This window comes from Aeromonas jandaei (genome assembly GCF_037890695.1).
Lineage (GTDB): Bacteria > Pseudomonadota > Gammaproteobacteria > Enterobacterales > Aeromonadaceae > Aeromonas > Aeromonas jandaei.
This window is the reverse complement of the sequence record NZ_CP149571.1, coordinates 3,096,397-3,117,542: the sequence shown is the minus strand read 5'-3', so window position 1 is coordinate 3,117,542 and position 21,146 is coordinate 3,096,397. Positions and strand designations below refer to the sequence as shown.

Annotated in this window: 18 protein-coding genes and 1 pseudogene; 10 read left to right on the top strand and 9 right to left on the bottom strand. The window is 58.2% G+C overall.

The window, feature by feature from the left end; translation table 11 throughout:
- Positions 1-112 precede the first annotated feature (112 nt).
- From WE862_RS14700 to WE862_RS14690, 3 genes are read right to left on the bottom strand one after another with little or no spacing between them, the layout of a single operon-like run.
- Positions 113-2,665, bottom strand: coding sequence for an MlaD family protein (locus WE862_RS14700; RefSeq protein WP_042030960.1), 2,553 nt, complete (start codon positions 2,663-2,665; stop codon positions 113-115).
- Between the two features lie 55 nt (positions 2,666-2,720).
- Positions 2,721-3,323, bottom strand: coding sequence for a paraquat-inducible protein A (locus WE862_RS14695; protein ID WP_033113812.1), 603 nt, complete (start codon positions 3,321-3,323; stop codon positions 2,721-2,723).
- Positions 3,307-3,933 (bottom strand): paraquat-inducible protein A, encoded by a 627-nt coding sequence (locus WE862_RS14690; protein WP_042030961.1) that lies wholly within the window; start codon positions 3,931-3,933, stop codon positions 3,307-3,309. Before WE862_RS14690 ends, WE862_RS14695 begins: the two co-directional genes overlap by 17 nt.
- 147 nt (positions 3,934-4,080) lie before the next feature.
- Between WE862_RS14690 and prpB the strand changes: the two genes are divergently transcribed.
- The 3 genes from prpB to WE862_RS14675 are packed head-to-tail and all read left to right on the top strand — an operon-like array spanning position 4,081 to position 7,562.
- On the top strand, positions 4,081-4,968 hold the full coding sequence (gene prpB / locus WE862_RS14685; protein WP_042030962.1) for a methylisocitrate lyase: 888 nt from the start codon (positions 4,081-4,083) through the stop codon (positions 4,966-4,968).
- Positions 4,969-4,978: 10 nt separating this feature from the next.
- Positions 4,979-6,106, top strand: a complete 1,128-nt coding sequence (prpC, locus tag WE862_RS14680) for a bifunctional 2-methylcitrate synthase/citrate synthase (protein WP_042030963.1) — start codon at positions 4,979-4,981, stop codon at positions 6,104-6,106.
- Between the two features lie 10 nt (positions 6,107-6,116).
- The gene (locus WE862_RS14675) at positions 6,117-7,562 is read left to right on the top strand and encodes a bifunctional 2-methylcitrate dehydratase/aconitate hydratase (RefSeq protein ID WP_042030964.1); all 1,446 of its coding nucleotides are present in this window, start codon (positions 6,117-6,119) and stop codon (positions 7,560-7,562) included.
- Between the two features lie 250 nt (positions 7,563-7,812).
- On the opposite strand, the gene WE862_RS14670 is transcribed toward WE862_RS14675, so the two are convergent.
- Positions 7,813-8,541 (bottom strand): FFLEELY motif protein, encoded by a 729-nt coding sequence (locus WE862_RS14670; protein WP_042030965.1) that lies wholly within the window; start codon positions 8,539-8,541, stop codon positions 7,813-7,815.
- Between the two features lie 258 nt (positions 8,542-8,799).
- Here WE862_RS14670 and WE862_RS14665 point away from each other — a divergent pair, with 258 nt between their 5' ends.
- Together WE862_RS14665 and WE862_RS14660 are read left to right on the top strand one after the other, a co-directional pair.
- A complete protein-coding gene (locus WE862_RS14665; protein WP_042030967.1) occupies positions 8,800-9,135 on the top strand; it encodes a polyhydroxyalkanoic acid system family protein in 336 nt (111 codons plus the stop codon).
- Between the two features lie 261 nt (positions 9,136-9,396).
- Positions 9,397-10,827: a wax ester/triacylglycerol synthase family O-acyltransferase gene (locus WE862_RS14660; protein WP_042030968.1), complete on the top strand. Its 1,431-nt coding sequence runs from the start codon at positions 9,397-9,399 to the stop codon at positions 10,825-10,827.
- Positions 10,828-10,919: 92 nt separating this feature from the next.
- Here WE862_RS14660 and WE862_RS14655 read toward each other — a convergent pair whose 3' ends face one another.
- From WE862_RS14655 to WE862_RS14640, 4 genes are all read right to left on the bottom strand, one after another.
- Positions 10,920-11,708: a hypothetical protein gene (locus tag WE862_RS14655; RefSeq protein ID WP_042030969.1), complete on the bottom strand. Its 789-nt coding sequence runs from the start codon at positions 11,706-11,708 to the stop codon at positions 10,920-10,922.
- Between the two features lie 25 nt (positions 11,709-11,733).
- A complete protein-coding gene (locus WE862_RS14650; RefSeq protein WP_041207755.1) occupies positions 11,734-12,375 on the bottom strand; it encodes a TetR/AcrR family transcriptional regulator in 642 nt (213 codons plus the stop codon).
- 1 nt (position 12,376) lies between these two features.
- A complete protein-coding gene (locus WE862_RS14645) occupies positions 12,377-13,564 on the bottom strand; it encodes a patatin-like phospholipase family protein (protein ID WP_042030970.1) in 1,188 nt (395 codons plus the stop codon).
- Positions 13,565-13,645: 81 nt separating this feature from the next.
- Positions 13,646-14,218: a phasin family protein gene (locus tag WE862_RS14640; RefSeq protein ID WP_042030972.1), complete on the bottom strand. Its 573-nt coding sequence runs from the start codon at positions 14,216-14,218 to the stop codon at positions 13,646-13,648.
- Positions 14,219-14,466: 248 nt separating this feature from the next.
- Between WE862_RS14640 and WE862_RS14635 the strand changes: the two genes are divergently transcribed.
- Positions 14,467-16,440, top strand: a complete 1,974-nt coding sequence (locus WE862_RS14635) for an SDR family oxidoreductase (protein ID WP_042030973.1) — start codon at positions 14,467-14,469, stop codon at positions 16,438-16,440.
- A gap of 85 nt (positions 16,441-16,525) precedes the next feature.
- Here the strand turns inward: WE862_RS14635 and WE862_RS14630 are convergent, their stop codons facing one another.
- Complete coding sequence (locus WE862_RS14630) at positions 16,526-17,401, bottom strand: esterase/lipase family protein (protein WP_042030975.1); 876 nt, start codon at positions 17,399-17,401, stop codon at positions 16,526-16,528.
- Between the two features lie 168 nt (positions 17,402-17,569).
- Here WE862_RS14630 and WE862_RS14625 point away from each other — a divergent pair, with 168 nt between their 5' ends.
- The 4 genes and pseudogenes from WE862_RS14625 (at position 17,570) to WE862_RS14610 (ending at position 20,850) form a co-directional block, all read left to right on the top strand.
- Positions 17,570-17,872 (top strand): YebG family protein, encoded by a 303-nt coding sequence (locus WE862_RS14625; RefSeq protein WP_042030978.1) that lies wholly within the window; start codon positions 17,570-17,572, stop codon positions 17,870-17,872.
- 291 nt (positions 17,873-18,163) lie between these two features.
- Positions 18,164-19,412 (top strand): annotated as a pseudogene (locus WE862_RS14620) (tyrosine-type recombinase/integrase).
- A gap of 572 nt (positions 19,413-19,984) precedes the next feature.
- On the top strand, positions 19,985-20,365 hold the full coding sequence (locus WE862_RS14615; protein WP_156128703.1) for a DUF6979 family protein: 381 nt from the start codon (positions 19,985-19,987) through the stop codon (positions 20,363-20,365).
- Between the two features lie 134 nt (positions 20,366-20,499).
- Positions 20,500-20,850, top strand: a complete 351-nt coding sequence (locus WE862_RS14610; protein ID WP_042030980.1) for a DUF3653 domain-containing protein — start codon at positions 20,500-20,502, stop codon at positions 20,848-20,850.
- Positions 20,851-21,146: the final 296 nt, after the last annotated feature.

Below are 21,146 nucleotides of genomic sequence, written 5' to 3'. Positions count from 1 at the left end.
AAAAGAGGGGCGACATCTTATCACAGGGCTAGGAATATTCTTAAAGTGCAGCAGGTAAAAATGAACAAGCCCGGCCAAATGCCGGGCTTGGGTAGCTACGTGAGGGGAAGGCTCATGGCTTGATGCGGGGGCTCCACTCCTGCCACTCCTTCTCGGCCTTGCCGTAGAGGGTATAGCTGTGACCGGCCTTGACGGTCGGCCCCATCTCTTTTTCCGGCGTATTGAAGGCAATGCCGCCGGCAAGCAGGCTCTGCACCGTCTCGACCTCGATAGTGCCACCGGTCAGGCCAATGTCCGCCTTGACCCCGGAGACATTCCAGAAGCGGGAGTTGGCTCGCACCAGATGGGCATACTCCTGCTCCACATTGACGTCGATCACCACCTCGCTGCCATCGCGGGCCAGTGCCACCTTGGTAACGCTGCCGACCACCATCTTGCGAAACAGCAGCGGGCTGCCAACCGAGAGGCCATTCACCGACGGGCTTTTCAGAGTGAGGGCCAAACCGGCAGGGCCGCTCTGGCTCAGAGGGAAGCTGTTCCGACCAGCCCCTTTACCGGGCTCGGCCTCAACAAAGGCCCCCTTGATCAGGGTATCGAGATGGGCGACCTCCCCCAGACCCAGCTTGGCCTGCACCAGGGTAAAGCGCGCGCCGGATTGCAGGAAACGCTCGGCGTACTGGCCATCCAGCTCTGCCTTGAAGATCACCTGACCTAGAGTCGGCTCCAGTTCAATCTGCTCAATCTTGCCGATATCGACACCGCGATAGCGGATCGGGCTGCCAACCCCCAACCCCGGGTTGTTCTCGGCCACCAGTGACAGCGTGCGGATCTTCGCCTTGGCTTGCTCCTTGTTGTCAAACAGCTGATGGCTGCTGCGGCCATTTGCCAGATAGTCGAACTCGATGGCACCGCGCAGCAGAGTGCCAAGATTGCCCACTTTTACCTGCACACCATCGACCCGAACTCGGGTGTCGATGGCCGGTTTTTTCCAGAATTGCGGCTGGCGGACGAGGAGCGGGGCATAGATGCCGTCAATCTCGAGCTCTATCTCCACTCCCTCTTTGGCGGCGCGCAGCTGTTTCACCTTGCCCGCTTCCAACCCCAGATAGAGCACCGGAGAGCCGATGCCGATGCCGTCCGCCTGATCCGCTTTGAGCAACCAGCGCTGGGGCTTGGCATCACGGGTACCGAGCAACGCCAGCTCCTGATTGGGGTAGAGGCGGTTAATTCGCTCGCCGCTGCTCGCCTGCACCAGCTTGATGCCACCACTCAGCCAGGCACTGGCCGGGCTTGCCTCGACCTTGATACCGCTCAGATCAGCATCTATTTGTAGCGGCGCAGCACGATAGAAACGGGCACGGTTCAACAGATGGGCGTAAGCGGGCTGGATCTGCAGGGCCACGCTGGCATTGCCGCGCCCATCGAGATCGAGCTGGCTGATGCGACCAACCTGCAGCCCCTTGTACCAGATGGGAGCATCCTGATTAAGACCTGCCAGATCGTCCGCTTGCAATGTCACCTTGATGCCATCTTGTGGTGCCCGATCGGTCAGCGCCATCCTGGCCACTTCCTTGCCCGCCACATAGTCAAGGCGAATGGCGGGGCCAGAGAGCAGCCGATCGGCATTCTTCACACCGGTCGGGGAGAGAGAAACGCTCTCCCATACCAGCTGACTCTTGTCGGTGATGCGATATGCCTGCTCCGGATTGATCAGTGCCGTTACCACCCGACCCTTGTCAGTAAGGTGGATGGGATCAACACGACCAATTTCGATCCCTTCGAAGAGAATAGGCATTCCCTCCTTGATGGGCAGATCGCCCGCCATGATATCGATGCGCTTGCCGCGCGCCGCTTCTGCCAGCCCCTTGTAGAGGACGAAGGTTTGCCCTTTCTCCGACTCGGGAGACGCTTTGGGGGAGTCAAAGGCGATGCCGCCGCTCAGAATTGAAGTGAGGCTGCCAGCCTCAACGCTGACACCCGCCAGACTGAAAGAGCCCTTGATGCCACTGATGTTCCAGAAGCGGGTATCGGCTTTGACCAGATGTTCAAAACGAGGCTCGATCACCAGATCCAGAATGACGTTCTGGTTGTCCTGACCCAAGCGGGTATTGATAACGCTACCCACCTCGATGCCGCGGAAATAGAGCTTGGCACCGATACCGACCGAGCCCAGCGAATCGGCGGTGAGGTGCAGCATCCGCCCCTGCGCCTGATAACCGGGGGGAGGGCCGTCGAGGGCATCAAACTTCTCCTGCAGCGGGTTGCTCTCGCGCCCCGGTTGCAAGTTGATGTAGTTACCGGAGACCAGGGTATCGAGACCGGAGATCTCGGTCAGCGATGCCTTGGGGCTCACCAGCCAGAAGTCGGATCCCTTGCGAATAAGCGGGCGGGCACGGCTGTCAATCTTGGCCAGCACCGCAATGCGGCGACCATCCTCGGCCAGCTCCAGCTCCTGCACCACCCCGATGGCAACCCCCTGATAACGGATCTGGGTCTTGCCCGGCAAGATGCCGTTACCCTGAGCAAAGTTGATCTGGATAAGCTGGCCGCGGCTCGCTATCTGTTGATAGAGAAAGCCGCCAGCCAGCAGCAGGGCGATGAGTGGTAACAACCAGACTGGCGATAGCCAGCGGCGCTTTTCGATGACGGGTTCAGCCCCGATCATAGTGACTCCTTATTGACCGGGCGCAGCCGCCCATCAGACAGAAACAGAAAATGCATCAACGGGCCGCCTTGTCCCAAAGCAGCCTGGTATCGAGCATGCGGGCCGACATCATGGTCAACACCACCACGCCCGCAAAGGCGGTGGCACCCGGGCCAGCGCGGACGCTCAGCATGACGCCGCGATCGACCAGCGCCACCATCAGCGAAATGACAAACAGATCCAGCATCGACCAGCGGCCGATAAAGTCGATCACCCGATACATCAAGAGCTGGCGCTTGCGCCGCACCGGTTTGGCCCGTTGCAGCTGCCAGCAGATCCACGCCAACCCGATTATCTTGCCCACCGGCACCAGTATGCTGGCGGTGAGCACTATGGTGGCAATCCCGCTCATCTTGCTGCGATAGAGCATCAGGATCCCGCTGAAGATGGTATCCGACTGCAATAGCCCCTTGTTGTAGAAGTGGGTGATGGGCAGCAGGTTGGCGGGGAGCAGCATAAAGGTGGCCAGCGCCAGCAAGCCCCACGACCAGGCAAGCGAATGAGGGATCCGCACCTGCAGCTTGCTGTCGCAACGCGGGCAGACGCATCCCGCCTGATAACGCACCAGCAGACCGCAGGTATGGCAGCGGCAGAGCCCCATCTCACGGGCGCTGGTCATCGCCTTTCTCCTTGAGCGGGATCCGATCCCAATAGGGGGACGGATCAAAGAGGATCAGCAAACTCATGTTGAGCAGCATCAGAATGCCGAGGCTGAGCAGCCCGCCACCCAACCTGACATCGGCGATATCGATCAGTTTGAACAGGGCAACCAGCAGGCTGACGATATAAACCTCCAGCATGGCCCAGTGACGAAACACTTCGACGGCCTTCAAGGTCGGCGCAAGGAGATGCCAGCGTTTGGCCAGACCCGATGCCAGCGCAAAGATCCCGGTCAACAGACCAATGGGGGCCAGCACGGCGCACCAGAGCACCAGGGAAGCAACCCAGAACTCCCCCTCGCCAAACAGCACAAAAATCCCGTGCAACAAGTTGGCATCTGAGTTGAGGCCAGCCAGCCGCAGATAGATGAGGGGTTCGAAAAAGGCGGAGGGGAGCAGCAGAAATCCGGTGATGGTCAGCGCCATCAATTGAGAGGGACGAAAAGCATAACGGCCATAGAGATGCTGGTGACAGCGAGGGCAGTGGGCATGACGACGCAGCGGCAGCGCCTTGCGCTGGATAAGCAAGTCGCACGCCGGACAGACGATCACGGAACCGGGCTCCATCATACAATTCAACCTGTTGAAGCAATTAGTGAAATTTACCCTAAAACCGGTTCCCTGTCTTGCCTGCCTCCTTAATGTTACGAAAGTATAATTGACGTTAACGTAAACGTGATATTAGATGGTCAAACCAGACAGATGAAAGGAGTCATGATGTCCAGTTTGCCCCCCTCGGCAGGGCTGCGTTTTCGCACCGCTCTTGCCAACGAAAAGCCACTACAGATCGTCGGCACCATCAACGCCTATATGGCGCTGATGGCCGAGCGCAGCGGCTTTCAGGCGCTCTACCTCTCGGGCGCCGGAGTCGCCAACGCCTCCTACGGCCTGCCGGATCTCGGCATGACCTCCCTCAACGATGTGCTGATCGATGCAGAGCGGATCACTGCTGCCACCCGAGTGCCGCTGCTGGTCGATATCGATACCGGCTGGGGCGGGGCATTCAACATCGCCCGCACCATTCGCGCGTTCGAGCGGGCCGGAGTCGCCGCCGTCCATATGGAAGATCAGGTCGCCCAAAAGCGCTGCGGTCATCGCCCCAACAAGGCGGTGGTCACGCTTGAGGAGATGTGTGATCGGATCAAGGCGGCAGTAGATGCTCGCGAGAATGGCGAGTTCGTCATCATGGCTCGCACCGATGCGCTGGCGGTAGAGGGGATGGAATCTGCTCTTGAGCGCACCGCCGCCTATGTGGCCGCCGGGGCCGACATGATCTTCGCCGAGGCGGTGACCGAACTGGCCCAGTACGACCAGTTCAAGCAAGCGGCCAAAGTACCGATCCTTGCCAACATGACAGAATTCGGCAAAACCGAGCTGTTTGACAAGGAGCAGCTCGCCGCCCACGGGGTCGACATGGTGCTCTATCCATTGAGTGCCAACCGCGCCGCCAATCAGGCCGCCCTCAACGTCTATCACCATATTCGCCAGGATGGCCATCAACGGGCCGTTGTGGAGACCATGCAGACCCGGGAGTCGCTCTACGACTTTCTCGGATATCACCACTACGAGCAGACACTGGATCGTCTGTTTACAGCCAAGGAATAGGAGGCAGCTTATGGGACAACAGAAACCGTTGGGTGGGGCTGGTCTGCGCGGCCAAAGCGCAGGGGAGACCAGTATCTGCACAGTAGGCAAGAGTGGCACCGGTCTTACCTATCGCGGTTACGACATCAAGGAGCTGGCCGATAGCGCCCAGTTCGAGGAGGTCGCCTATCTGCTGCTCAAGGGGGAGCTGCCGAGTAACCAGCAACTGGCTGACTACAAACGCGAGCTGCGCCGCTTGCGCACGTTGCCGGCGGCGCTGCTGGAGGTGCTGGAGCGCATTCCCGCCGATGCTCACCCCATGGATGTGCTGCGCACTGGCTGCTCCATGCTCGGCGATCTGGAGCCGGAAGATGGTTTCGAGCATGAACACGAAGTGGCGGATCGGCTGCTGGCCGCCTTTCCGGGTATTCTGATCTACTGGTACAAGTTCAGTCACGAAGGAGTTCGCATCGCCCTTGACAGCGACGAGGAGTGTATCGGCGGCCACTTTCTGGCCCTGCTACACCAGAAGGCGCCAAGCGAGCTGGAGCGTCGGGTGATGCATGTCTCCCTCATCCTCTACGCCGAGCATGAGTTCAACGCCTCCACCTTTGCCGCGCGAGTCTGCGCATCGACCCTTTCCGACATGTTCTCCTGCATCACCGCCGCCATCGGCACCCTGCGCGGCCCGCTCCATGGCGGGGCCAACGAGGCTGCCATGGCGATGATCGAAGATTGGCAAGATGAGACGCAGGCAAGGCGCGAACTGCTGGCCAAGCTGGCGGCCAAGGAGAAGATCATGGGCTTTGGCCACGCCATCTATCGCACCTCGGATCCGCGCAACGTCATCATCAAGGAGTGGTCGGCCAAACTTGCCGAGGCGGTGGGGGATGATCGTCTCTATCGCGTCTCCTGTGAGGCGGAGAAGGTGATGTGGGAGGAGAAAGAGCTCTTTCCCAACGCCGACTTCTTCCACGCCAGCGCCTATCACTACATGGGGATCCCGACCAAGCTGTTCACCCCCATCTTCGTCTGCTCACGGGTCACCGGCTGGTGCGCCCACGTGATGGAGCAGCGCGAGCACAACCGGATCATCCGCCCGAGCGCCGATTATGTCGGCCCGGCCCCCCGTCACTTTGTCTCTCTACAACAACGATAAGGAAGTCACGATGTCCGCCAACGTCGACGTCAACCACAGACCAGACCCCGATCAGGTGCTGGTCGATATTGCCGATTATGTCTGCAACCACCCCATTACCAGCAAGGCGGCTCTCGACACCGCCCGCTACTGCCTGATGGACACGCTCGGCTGTGGCCTCTTGGCCCTGCGCTTCCCCGAGTGCACCAAGCACCTTGGCCCCATCGTACCCGGTACTGTCGTGCCCCATGGTGCCCGGGTGCCCGGTACCCAGCTCTGCCTCGACCCGGTCAAGGCAGCCTGGGATATCGGTGCCATCATCCGCTGGCTCGATTACAACGACACCTGGCTGGCCGCCGAGTGGGGTCACCCCTCCGACAATCTGGGCGGTATTCTCGCCACCGCCGACTGGCTCTCCCGTACTCGCGTGGCCGAAGGCAAGGCGCCGCTCACCATGGCCGATGTGCTGGTGGCCATGGTCAAAGCCCACGAAATTCAGGGGGTGCTGGCGCTGGAGAACTCCTTCAATCGGGTAGGTCTCGATCACGTGGTACTGGTCAAGGTTGCCAGCACCGCAGTGGTAACCCATATGCTGGGGGGCAGCCGCGATCAGGTGATCGATGCGGTCTCCCAGGCCTGGGTCGATGGCCAGAGCCTGCGTACCTACCGTCATGCCCCCAATGCGGGGTCGCGCAAGAGCTGGGCGGCGGGGGATGCAACCTCTCGCGCAGTGCGCCTCGCCCTGATCACCATGAGCGGCGAAATGGGCTATCCCGGCGTACTGAGCGCGCCAAAATGGGGTTTCTACGATGTGCTGTTCAAGGGCAATCAGTTCGCCTTGCATCAGGGGTACGGCAGCTATGTGATGGAGAACGTGCTGTTCAAGATCTCCTATCCCGCCGAGTTCCATGCCCAGACCGCGGTAGAGTGCGCCATGAAGCTGCATGGGCAGGTTAAGGGGCGGCTCGACGAGATAGACCGTATCGAGCTCACCACCCATGAGTCGGCCATTCGCATCATCAGTAAGGTCGGCGCCCTCAACAACCCGGCCGATCGGGATCACTGCCTGCAGTACATGGTGGCGGTGCCGCTCATCTTCGGTCGCCTGATTGCCGAGGATTACGAGGACGATGTTGCCGCCGATCCCCGCATCGACGCGCTACGCGGCAAGATGGTGGTGCAGGAGGACAAGCGTTACAGCCGCGAATATCTGGAGGCGGACAAGCGCTCCATTGCCAACGCCATCCAGATCTTCTTCAAGGACGGTACTCACACCGCCAAGGTGGAGGTGGAGTACCCGGTCGGCCATCGTCGCCGCCGGGAGGAGGGGATCCCGCTGCTGGTGGAGAAATTCCAGCACAACCTGGCCACCCGCTTCCCGGCGAAACGAGTCAGCGACATCCTTGCTCTCTGTCAAGATGGGCCGCGGCTTGCCGCCACCCCGGTACACGCCTTTATGGATCTGCTGGTGATCTGACCGATACCTACTGGCAAACAGCGATAAACGAAAAGCGGGCCCAGCGGCCCGCTTTGTCGTCTGGCAACGGTGAGCTGCCAACCTCTCGCCCAATCAGACGTTGCTGTTTCTGTCTGTTAGCAACGATCGGGCCTTGCGTTGTTGTTGTGTCACTACCACGACAACGATCCGCTTCCCGCGAACTATTTCACTGGTGCAACAATATCTCATTTCAACTTGATTTATTTGCAACAATCTGCGTCTATCGAGCTTAAGCCAGCACGCTGCTATCACCGCTAAAGAGCGCCGTCATGATGGCCGTCTCGCGATTGGCGATGGTTTCAAGAAACTCGTTGGCACGCTCCATGTGATGACACACCTGATAGCCCCGCTCGACAAAGGAGAAAAGCTCGCCAAGCCCCGCCAGATGGGCCGGGCCCGAGACCAGCTTGAGGGTTGCCCCCAGCAGCGGTTTTCTCGCCAGCCGTTCCAGCGTCATGCCAAGCTGGCTCACCAGCGCAATCTGATGCTCCCGACGCGCCTGCTCACCCACGGCGCGATAGGCGATGGTGTAGTGTTCGGCAGTAATGGGATTGAGCCCGCCAATGCGGCGCAGCGCCACCACCATCAGGTAATCGAGCTCTTCGGAGAGGGCGTCGAGCTCGATCGCCTGTGCCAGCACCTTGTGGCCGGACTCCGGCAACAGCCGCTCTGCAGTTGGCATCACCCGCATCACGTCGGCATCGCGGCGAGCGCTGTCACCCGGCCCGTAGAGATCGGTCAGAAAGAAGCGGGCGGCCGGCCCATAACGGTCGCTATCCAGCAAATCCCTGTGGGTGCGCCCCAGTCGGTCGGCCTGCCACTGACGCAAGCAGTCCCGATCCTGCATATCTTGCGGATGGCTGCGCATCTGCTCGCGCAAAGCGGCCACCCGATTGAGCTGGCGATAGAGCTGACCAAGGGTGCTCTCGTCATCGGGGGAGTGGGATTGATGGGTCATCGACAGCTCTCTGATTGTGTGTAACAGGGCGGAGTTATAGATTCGAAATAGACAACCGAATGAAAAACAAACAGTTTTTACACCTTCTTCACTGCCAAGTGTAGCCTGAAGGCGGCCGGGAATAAATCCTGCGCCACGCCAGCCCTTGCCATGACGGCAGACACTGTTAAGTGAGTCCCATTTATGTAAATGACTCTTTCACTTGTTGTGAACATGTGTTTAATATCAACAGATATGTCATTACCCTGAGTACTCATCATGTTTCTATACGATTCGCTCGCTGGCAGTCGCGGGCTCTCAACCATCCAGATCAGCCGTCAGCACCCGCTGGGGCTGGCCGGTGCCCGGGTGGCCGCAGAAGCCATTGCCCAGGACATGTGCGAAAACTATCAACTGGATTGTGAATGGGCGGATGAAGAGGAGACCGAATTGCGGTTTCGTGGCTCGGGCGTTCATGGTTCGCTCATTCTCGATGAGGAGAATTTGCAGCTCGATGTTCATCTTGGCCTGATGCTGCTGCCGGTACGCAGTGTGCTGGAGCAGGAGATCCTCGATTATGTGGAGAATCGATTACCTTGCCCAAAACGGGTATGAAACCAATTTCACCCGCCATTTTAAATAGCGGTGAAGAGAGTAAGACATGTATTGAACAGGCTATTTCTGCTCGACTCTCTGCTTATTGTTCGGTGAATGTTTAGCAATGCATTTTGGATATTTAATATAGCCATCACTTTTCGTACTTAATATTTCGAGCCGGCCTGACCACCTCATCTTTAATTACGTTTTCCGCTCATTGCGAGATGAAGGGAGAAGGTTTCTGGCTGTCTCGACAATTTCATTTTGCAGGGAAACAGCATGCCAACGAGTGAATTTATCTCTTGCGTTGATACCGCATGGCTACGCATGGACAGACCCAACAACCTGATGCAGATCATCGGCGTTCTGATGTTTGAAGGGCAGCTTGATGAAGAGCGTCTGCGCAACGGGTTGCGCCACACCATTTCGGTACAGCCCCGCTTCCACCAGCGGGCCGTGCTGGAGGGGGGATCCTACTGCTGGCGCCATGATCCCGACTTCGATCTCGACCAGCACCTCAAGCGGGTGATCCTGCCCGGCAAGGCGGGCAAAATCGAGCTGGAGAAGCTGGTGGCCGATCTCGCCTCGACACCGCTCAACCACCAGCGTCCCCTGTGGGACATGCACCTGACCGACACCTCGCTGGGCGGTCAGGCGCTGGTGGTGCGCATCCACCACGCCATGGGGGATGGCTTCTCGCTGGTGCGGGCCATGCTCACCATGATGGACAACTCCCCGCAGCCGGTCACCCCCATCCGTCCCAAGGCGGCGCCGGAGCCCGTCGATGAGGAGGACGATGACGACACGCCCCACGGCAGCCGGCTGGTCAAGGCGGGCCTCAAGCTGACCGGCACCCTCTGGTCCAAATATGTCGAGGTGCTGACCCATCCCACCAAGGCGGTGGATTACCTCAAAGCCGGTCGCGATGTGGCCAGCGAGCTGTGCAACATTGCGACGCTGGGCGATGATTCACCCTCCCGCCTCAAGGGCAAGACAGGCAGCAGCAAACGGGTTGCCTGGTCGGAACAGATCCCGCTGCCCGACATCAAGGCGGTGGGCAAGGTGCTGGGCTGCTCGGTCAACGACCTGCTGATCGCAGCCACCGCCGGTGCGTTTCGTCACTACCTGGAAGAGAAGGGGGACGATGTCGACAACATCGAAATTCGCGCCCTGGTGCCGGTCAATATGCGATCCCCAGACGATGACGGTGCCCTTGGCAACCGCTTCGGGCTGGTGGCCCTCGATCTGCCGCTCGATATCGCCCATCCGCTGCAACGCCTCTATGCGGTACGGGATCGGATGCAGGCGCTGCGCAGCTCGCTGCAGCCGGTTGTGGTGCTCAATCTGCTCCATGGTCTTGGCATGGCGCCCAAAGCGGTACAACAGCAGGCGGTCGATCTGCTGGCGGCCAAAGCCAGCGCGGTGATCACCAATGTGCCGGGCCCGCAGCAGACCCTCTATCTGGCCGGTGCGCGCCTGCGCCAGCCGCTGTTCTGGGTACCGCAGGCCGGGGATATCGGCGTCGGCGTCTCCATCCTCTCCTACGATCACGGCGTGCAGCTGGGGCTAATCACCGACAAGAAGCTGGTACCGGACCCTGATCAGGTTGTCGACCGCTTCGCGGTGGAGTTTGAGCAACTGTTACTGCTGGTGTTGCTGGAGCCTGAGCTGCTGTTCGACCCGAACGGCCTTGATGCGCTACTGGGCTGATCCGGTACGTAAAAATCCCGATAAAAAGAGGCCAACCCGCGGGTTGGCCTCTTTGCTATCTGTTGCCTGACGCTGCTGCGTAAAGCAGGGGATTAATCCTCCAGCTCTTCGCGCGCCGCCTCCACATCGAGACGCTCCATCGCATCCATCGGCTCACACTCGGCCGCTTCGGCATAGAGGGCTTCGGCCGCTTTCAGGCGGCTTTTGCCATGCAGCATCACCTGGGCATTGGCATACTCCATCCGCGCGATGGCGGAATCGGGGATCAGTGCCAGCGCCTCCTTGAAGTGACGCTCGGACTCCTCCTTCTTGGCGCCATAGGTGAGACCGCCGATCATGGCGCCCAGCTTGTCGACGATCTCGGCATGCCATGCGCCAAAGGCGATATGGGCTTCGGCGTGGTCGGGTTCGATCTCCAGCGCCTTCTCCAGGCTTGCCTTGATCTTGTCACCAATACCCTGAGAGAGGGCTTTGGAGATGGAGATCACCTGGCTGTAACGGCCAAGGGCCAGAGCATGGAAGTACCAGGCGTTGGCATTGTCCGGCTGGCGTTTTTGCAGCTTCTCGGCATGGCTGGCCGCCCGCTCGAAGGCGGCACGCTTGGCATACTTGTCCTCCAGCAGGTAGCTGGCGTGGATCACCAGCGCCTTGTTCGCCACATTGAGACCCGCCTCACCGGCCGCTTCGCCAAGGGCGACAGCCTGGGCAAAATCCCCGGCGTGATAGGCCCGCCAGGCATCCTGTACCTGCTCATCTTCCGGCCATGGCTCGGCGTCCCCCTGATGGAGACGTTCCCAGTTATCGGCCAGCTTCTGGCCGGCATAGTCATAGGCCGCATCCGCGTAGGGGAAGGGGACAAATTCGAGTTGTGAGGTGGTCATGCTTGTTCTCCCTGTAGCATTTGAGTCAAACCTTTTCGGTGTATTGGTGGGCGAGAGCGCCCAGATGAACACGGGCATCGTCCCGCAGGTAGGGGGCGACCAGCTGCATCACCTGAAAGACGCCCAGTGCAATATCGGCGTCGCTCCGGGGGTGCAGTGCCCGCTGGTACGAGATCCAGAATGTGCCCACCAGCGCCACATTGGCAGCCAGTGAACGCAGCTGTTGGGGGCTTCCCTCCATCAGGCCGACCGTCTGCAGGTGAGTGCAGATGGTGATGGCTGTCTGCTCCTTGCGGCGCAGCAGGGCGGAGAAGCGCTGCTCGACCCGATGGTAGCCATTCATCAGGGTGGAGATATCGTAGTAGAAGAAACGGTATTTCCAGATGGCTTCAAACATCAGGTGGAGGAAGAGCCAGATATCCTCGGGCTCATCGGACGGGGCGCTGACCGCATCGAGCAAGCGCTCCATCTCCTGCTCGAACTCGTCGAACAGGGCATTGACGATCTCCTCCTTGTTGTGGAAGTGGTAGTAGAGATTTCCCTGGCTTATCTCCATCTCGGCCGCAATGGCCGAGGTGGTAACGCTGGGTTCGCCCAGCAGATTGAAGCGGGCGAGGGCAGTGGTCAGGATCCGTTCCCGGGTACGGCGTTTGGGCTTGCGATCCATGCTACTCCTTCACGTGTGGACGACGTACGCCACGGCGATAACGCCTGGCGAGCCAGTGTTGCAGCTGTTCCAGCGACTTGTCGAGGGCCGCGACGGATCCGCTGCTGGGAGCCAACAGGGTACGGTCGGGGTCGGCGAGCGCCTTCAGATTGAACTCGAAGCCATGCTTGGCCAAAATGGGTGCCAGCTCGTGGCGACGCTGCCAGAGATCACGACGGGTGTGCTGGAAGGCGTGTTCGCACAGGCGGCGACGATCCCGATAGCTGAACACATTGGTAAAAAACATCTCGCCATCGGCGGGGGATGGTTCAAACAGCAGTGCGTCGGCGTTGGGGTATTGATGGCGATAGCGATCCATCCCCACATGCATCCGCGAGTGGATGATGGCGCGGAAGGTCTGGGCCAGCACCACCGGCAAACCGCTATCCACCAGATTGGTGGGCTCTCCGGGCGCCATTCCGGCATCGAAGGGCACCAGCGGATTGATGCAGAAGACCAGATCTGCCCCCTCCTGCAGCGCCACCGAGGCGTGCAGGGTCTTGATCAGGGCGCCATCGACATAGTAACGGCCATTGATCAAGGAGGGAGGAAAGAGGCCGGGCAGCGCCGCAGAGGCCTGCACGGCCGCCGAAATGGGCACATCGTCGAGCCCCGGCCCGCCAAAGGCGACCGGATGGCCGGTATCCAGCTCGGTCGCCACCACGAACAGGCGGCGGTTTAGCTGGCGAAAATCGTTGCTGCGACCGGGACGGGAGAAGAACTGTGTCAGGATGCGATCCACCCCGCGATTGTCGAACAGCCCGGTCGGGATCGCCCTGGAGAGGCCTTGCAGCGATTCAAACAGGCTGCGTTTCCAGGGGGCCGCCAGATAGCGCATCAGACACTCCAGCGCCAGAGGCGGGATGGAGCCGAGTCGCAAAGCGTATTCACGAAAGGCGGGACGCAGCAGGGTGGCGGGATCAAACATCTCGCCGGAGTCATCGCTGAGCAGTATGCGCACCAGCTTTTCTGCCGAGATGCCGTTGGCCAGCGCCGATGCCACCACGGCACCCGAGCTGACGCCGACATAGATGTCAGCATGTTCAAGGCGCAGGCCGCTGATGCTGTCGGAGAGGGCGGCGCAGGCACCGATCTCGTAGATGCCACCGAGCGGCCCGCCACCGGCAAGGGCGATTGCTACCGTACTCATAGAGCCTCCTCCCTATCCATAGAAAACCGGCCCAGCGCTGGGCATGGGCCGGTGATGCTCACTCTTTGCCATCGAGACGGATTACGGCAGTACGCTCTCGGCCTTGGCCTTCACCTCTTTGACTGCATCTTCTGCAGCGGAGAGGAGGTCAGCAGCCTGCTCAACCACAGCCTCTTTAGCCTTGGCTACCGGAGCCTTCTTTACCGGAGCCTTCTTGACCGGCGCTTTTTTCGGGGCTGCCGGTTTGGCTTCAGCGGCAGGAGCCTCTTCGTCCTGAGCATCCAGCAGCTGCTGCACCACTTCGGTCAGCTCGGCCATGCGCTTGGAGAGCTTGTCGATGTCCTTGCGAGTCGGGATACCCAGACTGGCTACCGCGCGGGCAACGCGATCTTCGAACACCTGCTCCAGACGGCCCCAGGTACCGGCAGTCTTGTCGGCTACCGCAGCAATCTTCTCGTCGGCGCTTTGACGGGTTTTGGCTTGCAGCGCTTCACCTTCCTGCACCAGCGCTTCAAAAATCTTGCCGCCCTCTTCCTGCGCCTTGGCATAGGCGCCCAGACCGGCCAACCAGATCTGCTGGGTGGACTCTTTGATGGTGGAGGTGAGTTGGTTGTCGGTCACTGAACCTGCCAGCGCTTTAAGTTTTTTAGCCATGATCTTCTCCTTGAATAACGACAGATAAATGTAATGGCGACAACGAAACTGCAATCGGGTTGTGGCATTACTGATTTTTCAACTTCAGTCTAGGGACAAAAAATAGAGGGTTCTACCTAATAACGGAACAGGCACACTACCGAAATTAGGGTTTGCTCACGAACCGACAATCAAATTGCGGATTTCCATATGAATCGTGATATATCTAACAACCTAGTAACACCCTAATCAGTAGCAGGATTATCTTTATGAACTATTTCATTACAGGCGGTAGTGGTTTTATCGGGCGTCGATTGATCAAAAAGTTATTCCAACAGCATCCCGACTGTACCGTCTATTTTCTGATGCGCTCTTCTCATCAGGAAAAATTGCCAGAGCTGTTCTCATTCTGGAATGTGGATGAATCGCGCGCGGTCCCGGTTTTTGGCGACATGACGCAACCGCTGCTGGGGGTATCGGTCGAGATGCAGGAGCAGCTGATCGGCAAGATCGACCACTTCTTCCATCTGGCCGCCATCTATGATCTCAACGCCAAGGCGGGGATCCAGCAACAGGTCAACACCGAAGGAACCCGTCAGTCCGTGCAGCTGGCCGAACGGCTCGCGGCCCGCCAGTTCCACCACTGCAGCTCTATTGCTGCCGCCGGCCTCTTTGATGGTCTGTTTCGCGAGGATATGTTCGATGAGGCCGAGCACCTCGACATGCCTTATTTCCAGACCAAGCACGAAGCGGAAGGGATTGTGCGAAACGAGTGCACTATTCCATGGCGGGTCTACCGCCCGGGCATCGTTGTCGGTGACTCCAATACCGGCGAGATGGACAAGATCGACGGCCCTTACTACTTCTTCAAGACCATCCAGAAGCTGCGCCGTCTGCTGCCGCCCTGGATGCCGGCCATCGGGGTTGAGGGCGGACGCATCAACATAGTGCCGGTCAACTTTGTGGTCGATGCCATGGTACATATCGCCCATCAGGAGGGAGAGGAGAACAAAACCTTCCATCTGACCGACCCCAACCCGATGCGGGTGGGCGATATGCTGAGCACCTTCTCCCGCGCCGCCCATGCGCCGGAGCCTGCGATCCGCATCAACGCTTCTCTCTTTAATTTCATTCCCCGCCACCTGACCGCCATGCTGATGACCATGGCGCCGGTGCGCCGCATCCGCGATGCCGCCATCGCCGATCTGGGTCTGCCCAAGGATGTGTTCCGCCTTATCAGCTATCCCACCCGTTTCGATAGTCGCGAAACCCAGCGGGTACTGAAAGGGACCGGTATCGAAGTGCCGCCGCTGCACAGCTACGCCTGGCGGTTGTGGGACTACTGGGAGCGTCACCTCGACCCCGAACTCTTCATCGATCGCTCCCTGCGTGGCCGGGTCGAGGGCAAGGTGGTGCTGGTGACCGGAGCCACCTCCGGCATTGGCCGTGCAACCGCACGCAAGCTGGCGGGGGCGGGGGCCAACGTCGTTACCATCGCCCGCGACGAGCAGAAGATTGCCGAGACTAAAGCTGAGTTTGCCGAGCTGGGGCTGACCATCGAGATCTATCAGGGGGATCTCTCCAATCTGGCGCAGGCCGAGGAGATCACCGCTCGCATCGTGGCCGATCACGGCGGCGTCGATATTCTGGTCAACAATGCCGGCCGCTCCATCCGCCGCTCCATCGAGGACTCCTTCGATCGCTTCCACGATCTTGAACGCACCATGCAGCTCAACTACTTCGGCGCGCTCAAGGTGATCATGGGGGTGCTGCCCACCATGATCGAGAAGAAGAAAGGCCACATCATCAACATCTCCTCCATCGGGGTGTTGACCAATGCGCCGCGCTTCTCCGCCTATGTTGCCTCCAAATCTGCCCTCGATGCCTGGGTGCGGACTGCCGCCTCCGAGTTTGCCGATAAAGGGGTGAGCTTCTCCATCATCAATATGCCGCTGGTGAAAACTCCGATGGTCGCACCGACCAAGGTCTATGAGCAGGTGCCGATGATGACGCCGGAAGAGGCGGCCGATCTGGTATGCGATACCATCATCAACAAGCACGTTCGTCTGGCCACTCGCCTCGGGGTATTTGGTCAGGTGGTTCATGCTCTGGCTCCGCGTGTCGCCCAGGTCATCATGAACACCAGCTTCCGCACCTTTGCCGATCCCAAGGATGGCGACAAGTCCAAGGCCACCGCCGATCAGGTTGCCGTCTCCACCTTTATCAAGGGGATCCACTTCTAAGCCAGCACAGCTGAAAGGAAGATAAAAACAGAGCGGGCCCGAACATTCGGGCCCGCTCTTTTATTGTGAGCTGATTGCCTATGGCCTAATTGCGGGCCAGCAGAGTGAGCAGCAGCGCCGTAGTGCGGCGCGAGTAGAGCAGGGTGAGGTGACCAATCCCCGCCAGCTCGATATCTTCCATTCCCGCCAACCGTTGCCGCTCCTGCGGCATCACCACGTTATCGTGGCTGGTACGCACCGAGATCCCGGGAACGCAGAGAGGCACAGAAGCAAAGCGCTGCAACCAGCCGGAGCCCGGCTCCATCTCCCGCGCATTGGCACCCACCCCCAGCATCGCCAGCTGGCTGCCCTGATGGGGCGTTGCCAGCGTAATAAGGCTCGCGACCTTGTCGCCGCCATGGATCGCCAGATAGTCGCGGCAGACCAATCCCCCCATACTGTGGCCAATCAGCACCAGCTGGCTGGCACCGGTTGCCGCGAGCACGTCGTCAATTCGCTTGGCCAGCAGCGGCACCATCTCGTCGATATGACCAAATGGCGGCGTCAGGGTAATGGTTGCGACCACATGACCCGCAGCTTCCAGCCGGGCGCGCTGGGTACGCCAGATACCGCGGCTGCAACCATAGCCATGCACCAGCAGTACCGGTCGCTGGCCGGGAGGCAGCCTGTCTGGCGCCATCAGCAGTGGTTCGAAGGGGAGCAACCAGGTAAAGGTGTAGAGATAGGCGAGCATCTCGCGCGCCATCATCTTTACTCTCGCCGACATACCGATGGCCGGGGAGGGGTAAAAGCGGGTAAATAGCCAGCTACCGAGTACCACCAGGCAACGCAGGGTGAGCAGGGCCAGGATCACGAACAGCAGAGTGACCAGCCATGAAAAATCCAGTACCAGATGGGCGATGCTCCCAATGAGCAGCACCTCAACCATCAGCAAAATAAACAGGTGTCGTACGATCGTCATGACCCCATGATCCGGCGACACGGCCATAGAAGTCAAATGACGCTTTTCTACCCTGCAGGCCCCGTCACGCTTGCCCGATATAGTCCTTTCACATTACTGTGTCAGGTTATTTGCAATACTGTATATCCATACATATACTTGTTTCATCATCACCAGGAGGAGGCCATCATGGCTGTTGAAATCAAATATGTTGTGGTTCGTGGGGGAGTGGAAAAAATGACTTTTGCCAGCAAGAAAGAGGCGGACGCCTATGACAAACTGCTGGATACCGCCGATGAGCTGATGGCACTGCTTGCCGGCGCCCCTGTCGAGATGACCCCGGAGCAGCAGGAGAGCCTGGCGTTTTACCTCGCCGAGCAGCGTGATCAGCTGCAAAACCTGCTGCGTGGTGGCAAGGTAGCGGCCACTGGCAACAAGGAGGAAGAGCCCGCAGCCAAGCGCAAGGAGAAGGCGCTCAAACAGGTGGCATAAGCAGTTTCTTGGTGGCCTATCGGGGTAACGGCTTGAACATCATTCACTTAAATTGCATTTATAGCCGCTCACCAGGCTATTTACCCCGAGATTTTTTTAACAAAGGTGCATATTGATTGCATAAGGTATTTCAATGCCAGGTTTCTGTTTCTGGCTGGTAACCAGCCAATCACACCTTTGACAAACCGGGCCAGGCCCTGTCTTTCGGTCGATACCACCGGCCATTTCTCTTCTTTTCTTTTTTAACCAAGCAAGACCATGACTCATCAACCCATTCCCTTGCCGCCGGCCATGCCGCTTTTTGACAATCTCACTTATCTGGAAGAGGGCAATTCTCAGGTTAACCACTACCTCGCTAATCTCAGCCTCAACACAGTGCCTGATGCAGGTCTGGTCTATGAGCTGGCGGTCGACTGGCTGCTTGAACAGCGCCATAGCGAGAACAACTACAAGACCTACCGCAGCGAGCTGACCACCTTTTTGCACTGGTGCTTTTGCGAAGTCGCCATCAGTCCAAAGGCGCTAACCCGGCGCATCATGATGCGCTACCTCGACTACTGCCAGTCACCACCGGAACCGCTCATCGCCTATCGCAACGTCGCCCAGTTCGTACAGGACAAAGAGTGGGGAGAGCGGTTGCCCAATCCCCAATGGCGTCCATTTCTCGGTAAAAAGGAGCTGGGCCAGCCACTGCCATACCGCTTGAGCGAACAGGCGATGAAAACCAAGCTCGCTATCCTGTCAGCTTTCTTCCAGTTCCTCATTCAGGAGGAGTACATGGATAGAAACCCTGCACTGTTACTGCAACGGGTGAAAAAGCCCCTTGCACAGGAGGCTGACGATCAGGTGCAAGCCTTCAGCGAACTGCAATGGTCCGTACGTGCTGCAGGCTGCTGAAACACTCGCTCAAGACAACCCTGAGCAACATGAACGCAGCCGGTTTCTCGTTATCCTTATGTATGCCTGTTATCTGCGGATCTCGGAAGTGGCGGCCAGACCCGGCTTTACCCCCGTGATGGGGCAGTTTCGTCGCGACAGCAAAACCGGTGTCTGGGGTTACTACATACCGCGCAGCAAGGGGGGGAAACGCCGTACCGTCGCCGTCTCACAGGCGCTGCTCCACGCCCTCGAACGCTACCGTGCGTTTCTGGGACTCTCGCCTTTGCCGGCACCCAACGAGCAGACCCCGCTCTTTATCCGTCATAAAGCGGCCGCCCACGGCCGGGAACAGGGGGAACTGAATGCCAATCTGGGGATCCGTCAGCTGCGCGAACTGGTGCAGGCAGTGATAACCAAAGGTGCCGAACTGGCCGAGCTGGATGGCTTTTATCAGGATGGTGCCGAAATGCGGCAACTGACCCCCCATGCCATTCGCCATACCGGGATCACCCACGACATCAACCTCAACGGTCGACCACTTTCCCACGTACAAGCCGATGCGGGCCACGACAGCATCGACACCACCTCCAAATACCTGCACACCAGCCAGAGCGAACGTCATGAGAGCGCCCAGCAAAAGCCGCTCGACAGGTTGCGATAAAGACCCGGACAAGTGAGAGATAACAAGAGATGAAAATCGGAGATAGGACTACCAAGATGCCGTAATTTTTACGGCATATTCCTGTCAATCGGCGCGAGCGCAATGGCTGCCCACAGCGAAAAGGGGAGTCCAATACACATATTGCTCAAGCCTTTTGATAGTGAACACTTGTCTCAAAATACAGCATTTGTGGTTTCAGAATATAGACCAAGGGGAGGGGGTTGGGTGATTGCTATTTCGTGGTAACCGAGAGAAATGGCTTGGCGCTTCAGCACAAAAGTAGATGGCCATTTCATCACCTTGTTATCTCTAATCTCACCCCGAGCAGTAATCCCCAGACACCATGCCCACGCAAACCACAGGGGAGGGATGTTATCACCTGATTGCTCCATAAACTGACGAATGCATCAAACTCTTTTATAAACAATGTTTACGGAGGTTGCATTTCTATAGATAATGGATGTCATGCCTTAAGCATTCAGTATTGAGGTGTCTATTGTGATGCCGATAAATCTAGTTATCGGCATCACAGAATAAAGGGGCTCTCAGCCCCTTTATTTCGTGGAGTTCCAATGGACTATGGAAAAGTGGCCGTTGCTGCCGCAAGAATGTGTGAGAACGACACTCTAAACCCTTGTGATGCTTGGTTTTTAGCTGTGCAAGGCGCAAGCCTATCATCTCAGAAAAAGAGTTGCCCCAGAGGTGCGTTTTTGGGGCTCTGTAGTGAAGGTCTGGTTCGTGGTGTCAGTAAAGGCAGCTATTCACGCTCAGTTCTCAACAGAGGTTATGCTGTCACGGCTGTTGAAATCCTCCAAACGCTTGATGGTCAAAGACTGGATCGAAATGGGCTTTGGGATGCGGTGATGGCTAAGACGGAAAAACAGATCAGGCACAACAACCAGATGGACGTTGTTTTGGCTCTTTGGGATAAGCAACTGATTGATCTTACGTAATGTGGGGCCTCCGGCCCCTTTGTTCTATCTATAGGCCTGACTGCGCATAATGCGACGTTTTGTTAAATCCCCATCTGAAACCTGCCGATAAGCCAACCCACGCAATTTTGCTGGTTTATCAGGTATTTAGTTGGATGGAACGAGAGTTGACCAAAAACTTCATTTTTCGTTGGTTTGAGTGCGGTTTATCAATTGAAGAGACGGCCAATCTTTGTTTTGTTTCTGTGAGGCAGGTCATATATTGGGATAAGGGCAAAGAGATCCCACCTGCTTATAAGCGGCTAATGCGTATGGCTTCAGGTAGGGAGTTGCCCACTATCTGGAAGGAATGGGAAGGCTGGCGTATGAAGAATGATTGCCTTGTCTCCCCGATAGGGGTCACCTATGACAGGCGAAGACTGGAAGCCATAGCCATCATCCAAGCGGAGAGATCAGAGCGACAGATGGCCGCGTTCTACTGGAGAAAAAAGCTTGGCGTAAACTGATAGGAGAGGGGGAGTAGCCCCCTCTCATAACATCACTCTGGCTCTTCACATTCATAGCAACAAGGCATAGCGAGCTCCATAACCGCCTGAATCTCATCTGTCATCGAAACTCGATCAGGAAACGTATCGCTCAGTTGTCCACTGGTAAACAGCCGATTCCCCAGCTTGTAAGCCCCGCTATTGGGTTTGCTACCTACAATCAAGTTCCCATAGTGACGCTCACAGTGCTTTATGCATCCAGCCGCAACTGCGATGTCAATCGCTGCAGCGCGAGATTGTTCGTAATGATCTTGGAG

Coding starts and splice junctions, on each gene's coding strand:
- WE862_RS14700 (WP_042030960.1), bottom strand. CDS start 2,665: ATGATCGGGGCTGAACCCGTCATCGAAAAGCGCCGCTGGCTATCGCCA.
- WE862_RS14695 (WP_033113812.1), bottom strand. CDS start 3,323: ATGACCAGCGCCCGTGAGATGGGGCTCTGCCGCTGCCATACCTGCGGT.
- WE862_RS14690 (WP_042030961.1), bottom strand. CDS start 3,933: ATGATGGAGCCCGGTTCCGTGATCGTCTGTCCGGCGTGCGACTTGCTT.
- prpB (WP_042030962.1), top strand. CDS start 4,081: ATGTCCAGTTTGCCCCCCTCGGCAGGGCTGCGTTTTCGCACCGCTCTT.
- prpC (WP_042030963.1), top strand. CDS start 4,979: ATGGGACAACAGAAACCGTTGGGTGGGGCTGGTCTGCGCGGCCAAAGC.
- WE862_RS14675 (WP_042030964.1), top strand. CDS start 6,117: ATGTCCGCCAACGTCGACGTCAACCACAGACCAGACCCCGATCAGGTG.
- WE862_RS14670 (WP_042030965.1), bottom strand. CDS start 8,541: ATGACCCATCAATCCCACTCCCCCGATGACGAGAGCACCCTTGGTCAG.
- WE862_RS14665 (WP_042030967.1), top strand. CDS start 8,800: ATGTTTCTATACGATTCGCTCGCTGGCAGTCGCGGGCTCTCAACCATC.
- WE862_RS14660 (WP_042030968.1), top strand. CDS start 9,397: ATGCCAACGAGTGAATTTATCTCTTGCGTTGATACCGCATGGCTACGC.
- WE862_RS14655 (WP_042030969.1), bottom strand. CDS start 11,708: ATGACCACCTCACAACTCGAATTTGTCCCCTTCCCCTACGCGGATGCG.
- WE862_RS14650 (WP_041207755.1), bottom strand. CDS start 12,375: ATGGATCGCAAGCCCAAACGCCGTACCCGGGAACGGATCCTGACCACT.
- WE862_RS14645 (WP_042030970.1), bottom strand. CDS start 13,564: ATGAGTACGGTAGCAATCGCCCTTGCCGGTGGCGGGCCGCTCGGTGGC.
- WE862_RS14640 (WP_042030972.1), bottom strand. CDS start 14,218: ATGGCTAAAAAACTTAAAGCGCTGGCAGGTTCAGTGACCGACAACCAA.
- WE862_RS14635 (WP_042030973.1), top strand. CDS start 14,467: ATGAACTATTTCATTACAGGCGGTAGTGGTTTTATCGGGCGTCGATTG.
- WE862_RS14630 (WP_042030975.1), bottom strand. CDS start 17,401: ATGACGATCGTACGACACCTGTTTATTTTGCTGATGGTTGAGGTGCTG.
- WE862_RS14625 (WP_042030978.1), top strand. CDS start 17,570: ATGGCTGTTGAAATCAAATATGTTGTGGTTCGTGGGGGAGTGGAAAAA.
- WE862_RS14615 (WP_156128703.1), top strand. CDS start 19,985: ATGGACTATGGAAAAGTGGCCGTTGCTGCCGCAAGAATGTGTGAGAAC.
- WE862_RS14610 (WP_042030980.1), top strand. CDS start 20,500: ATGGAACGAGAGTTGACCAAAAACTTCATTTTTCGTTGGTTTGAGTGC.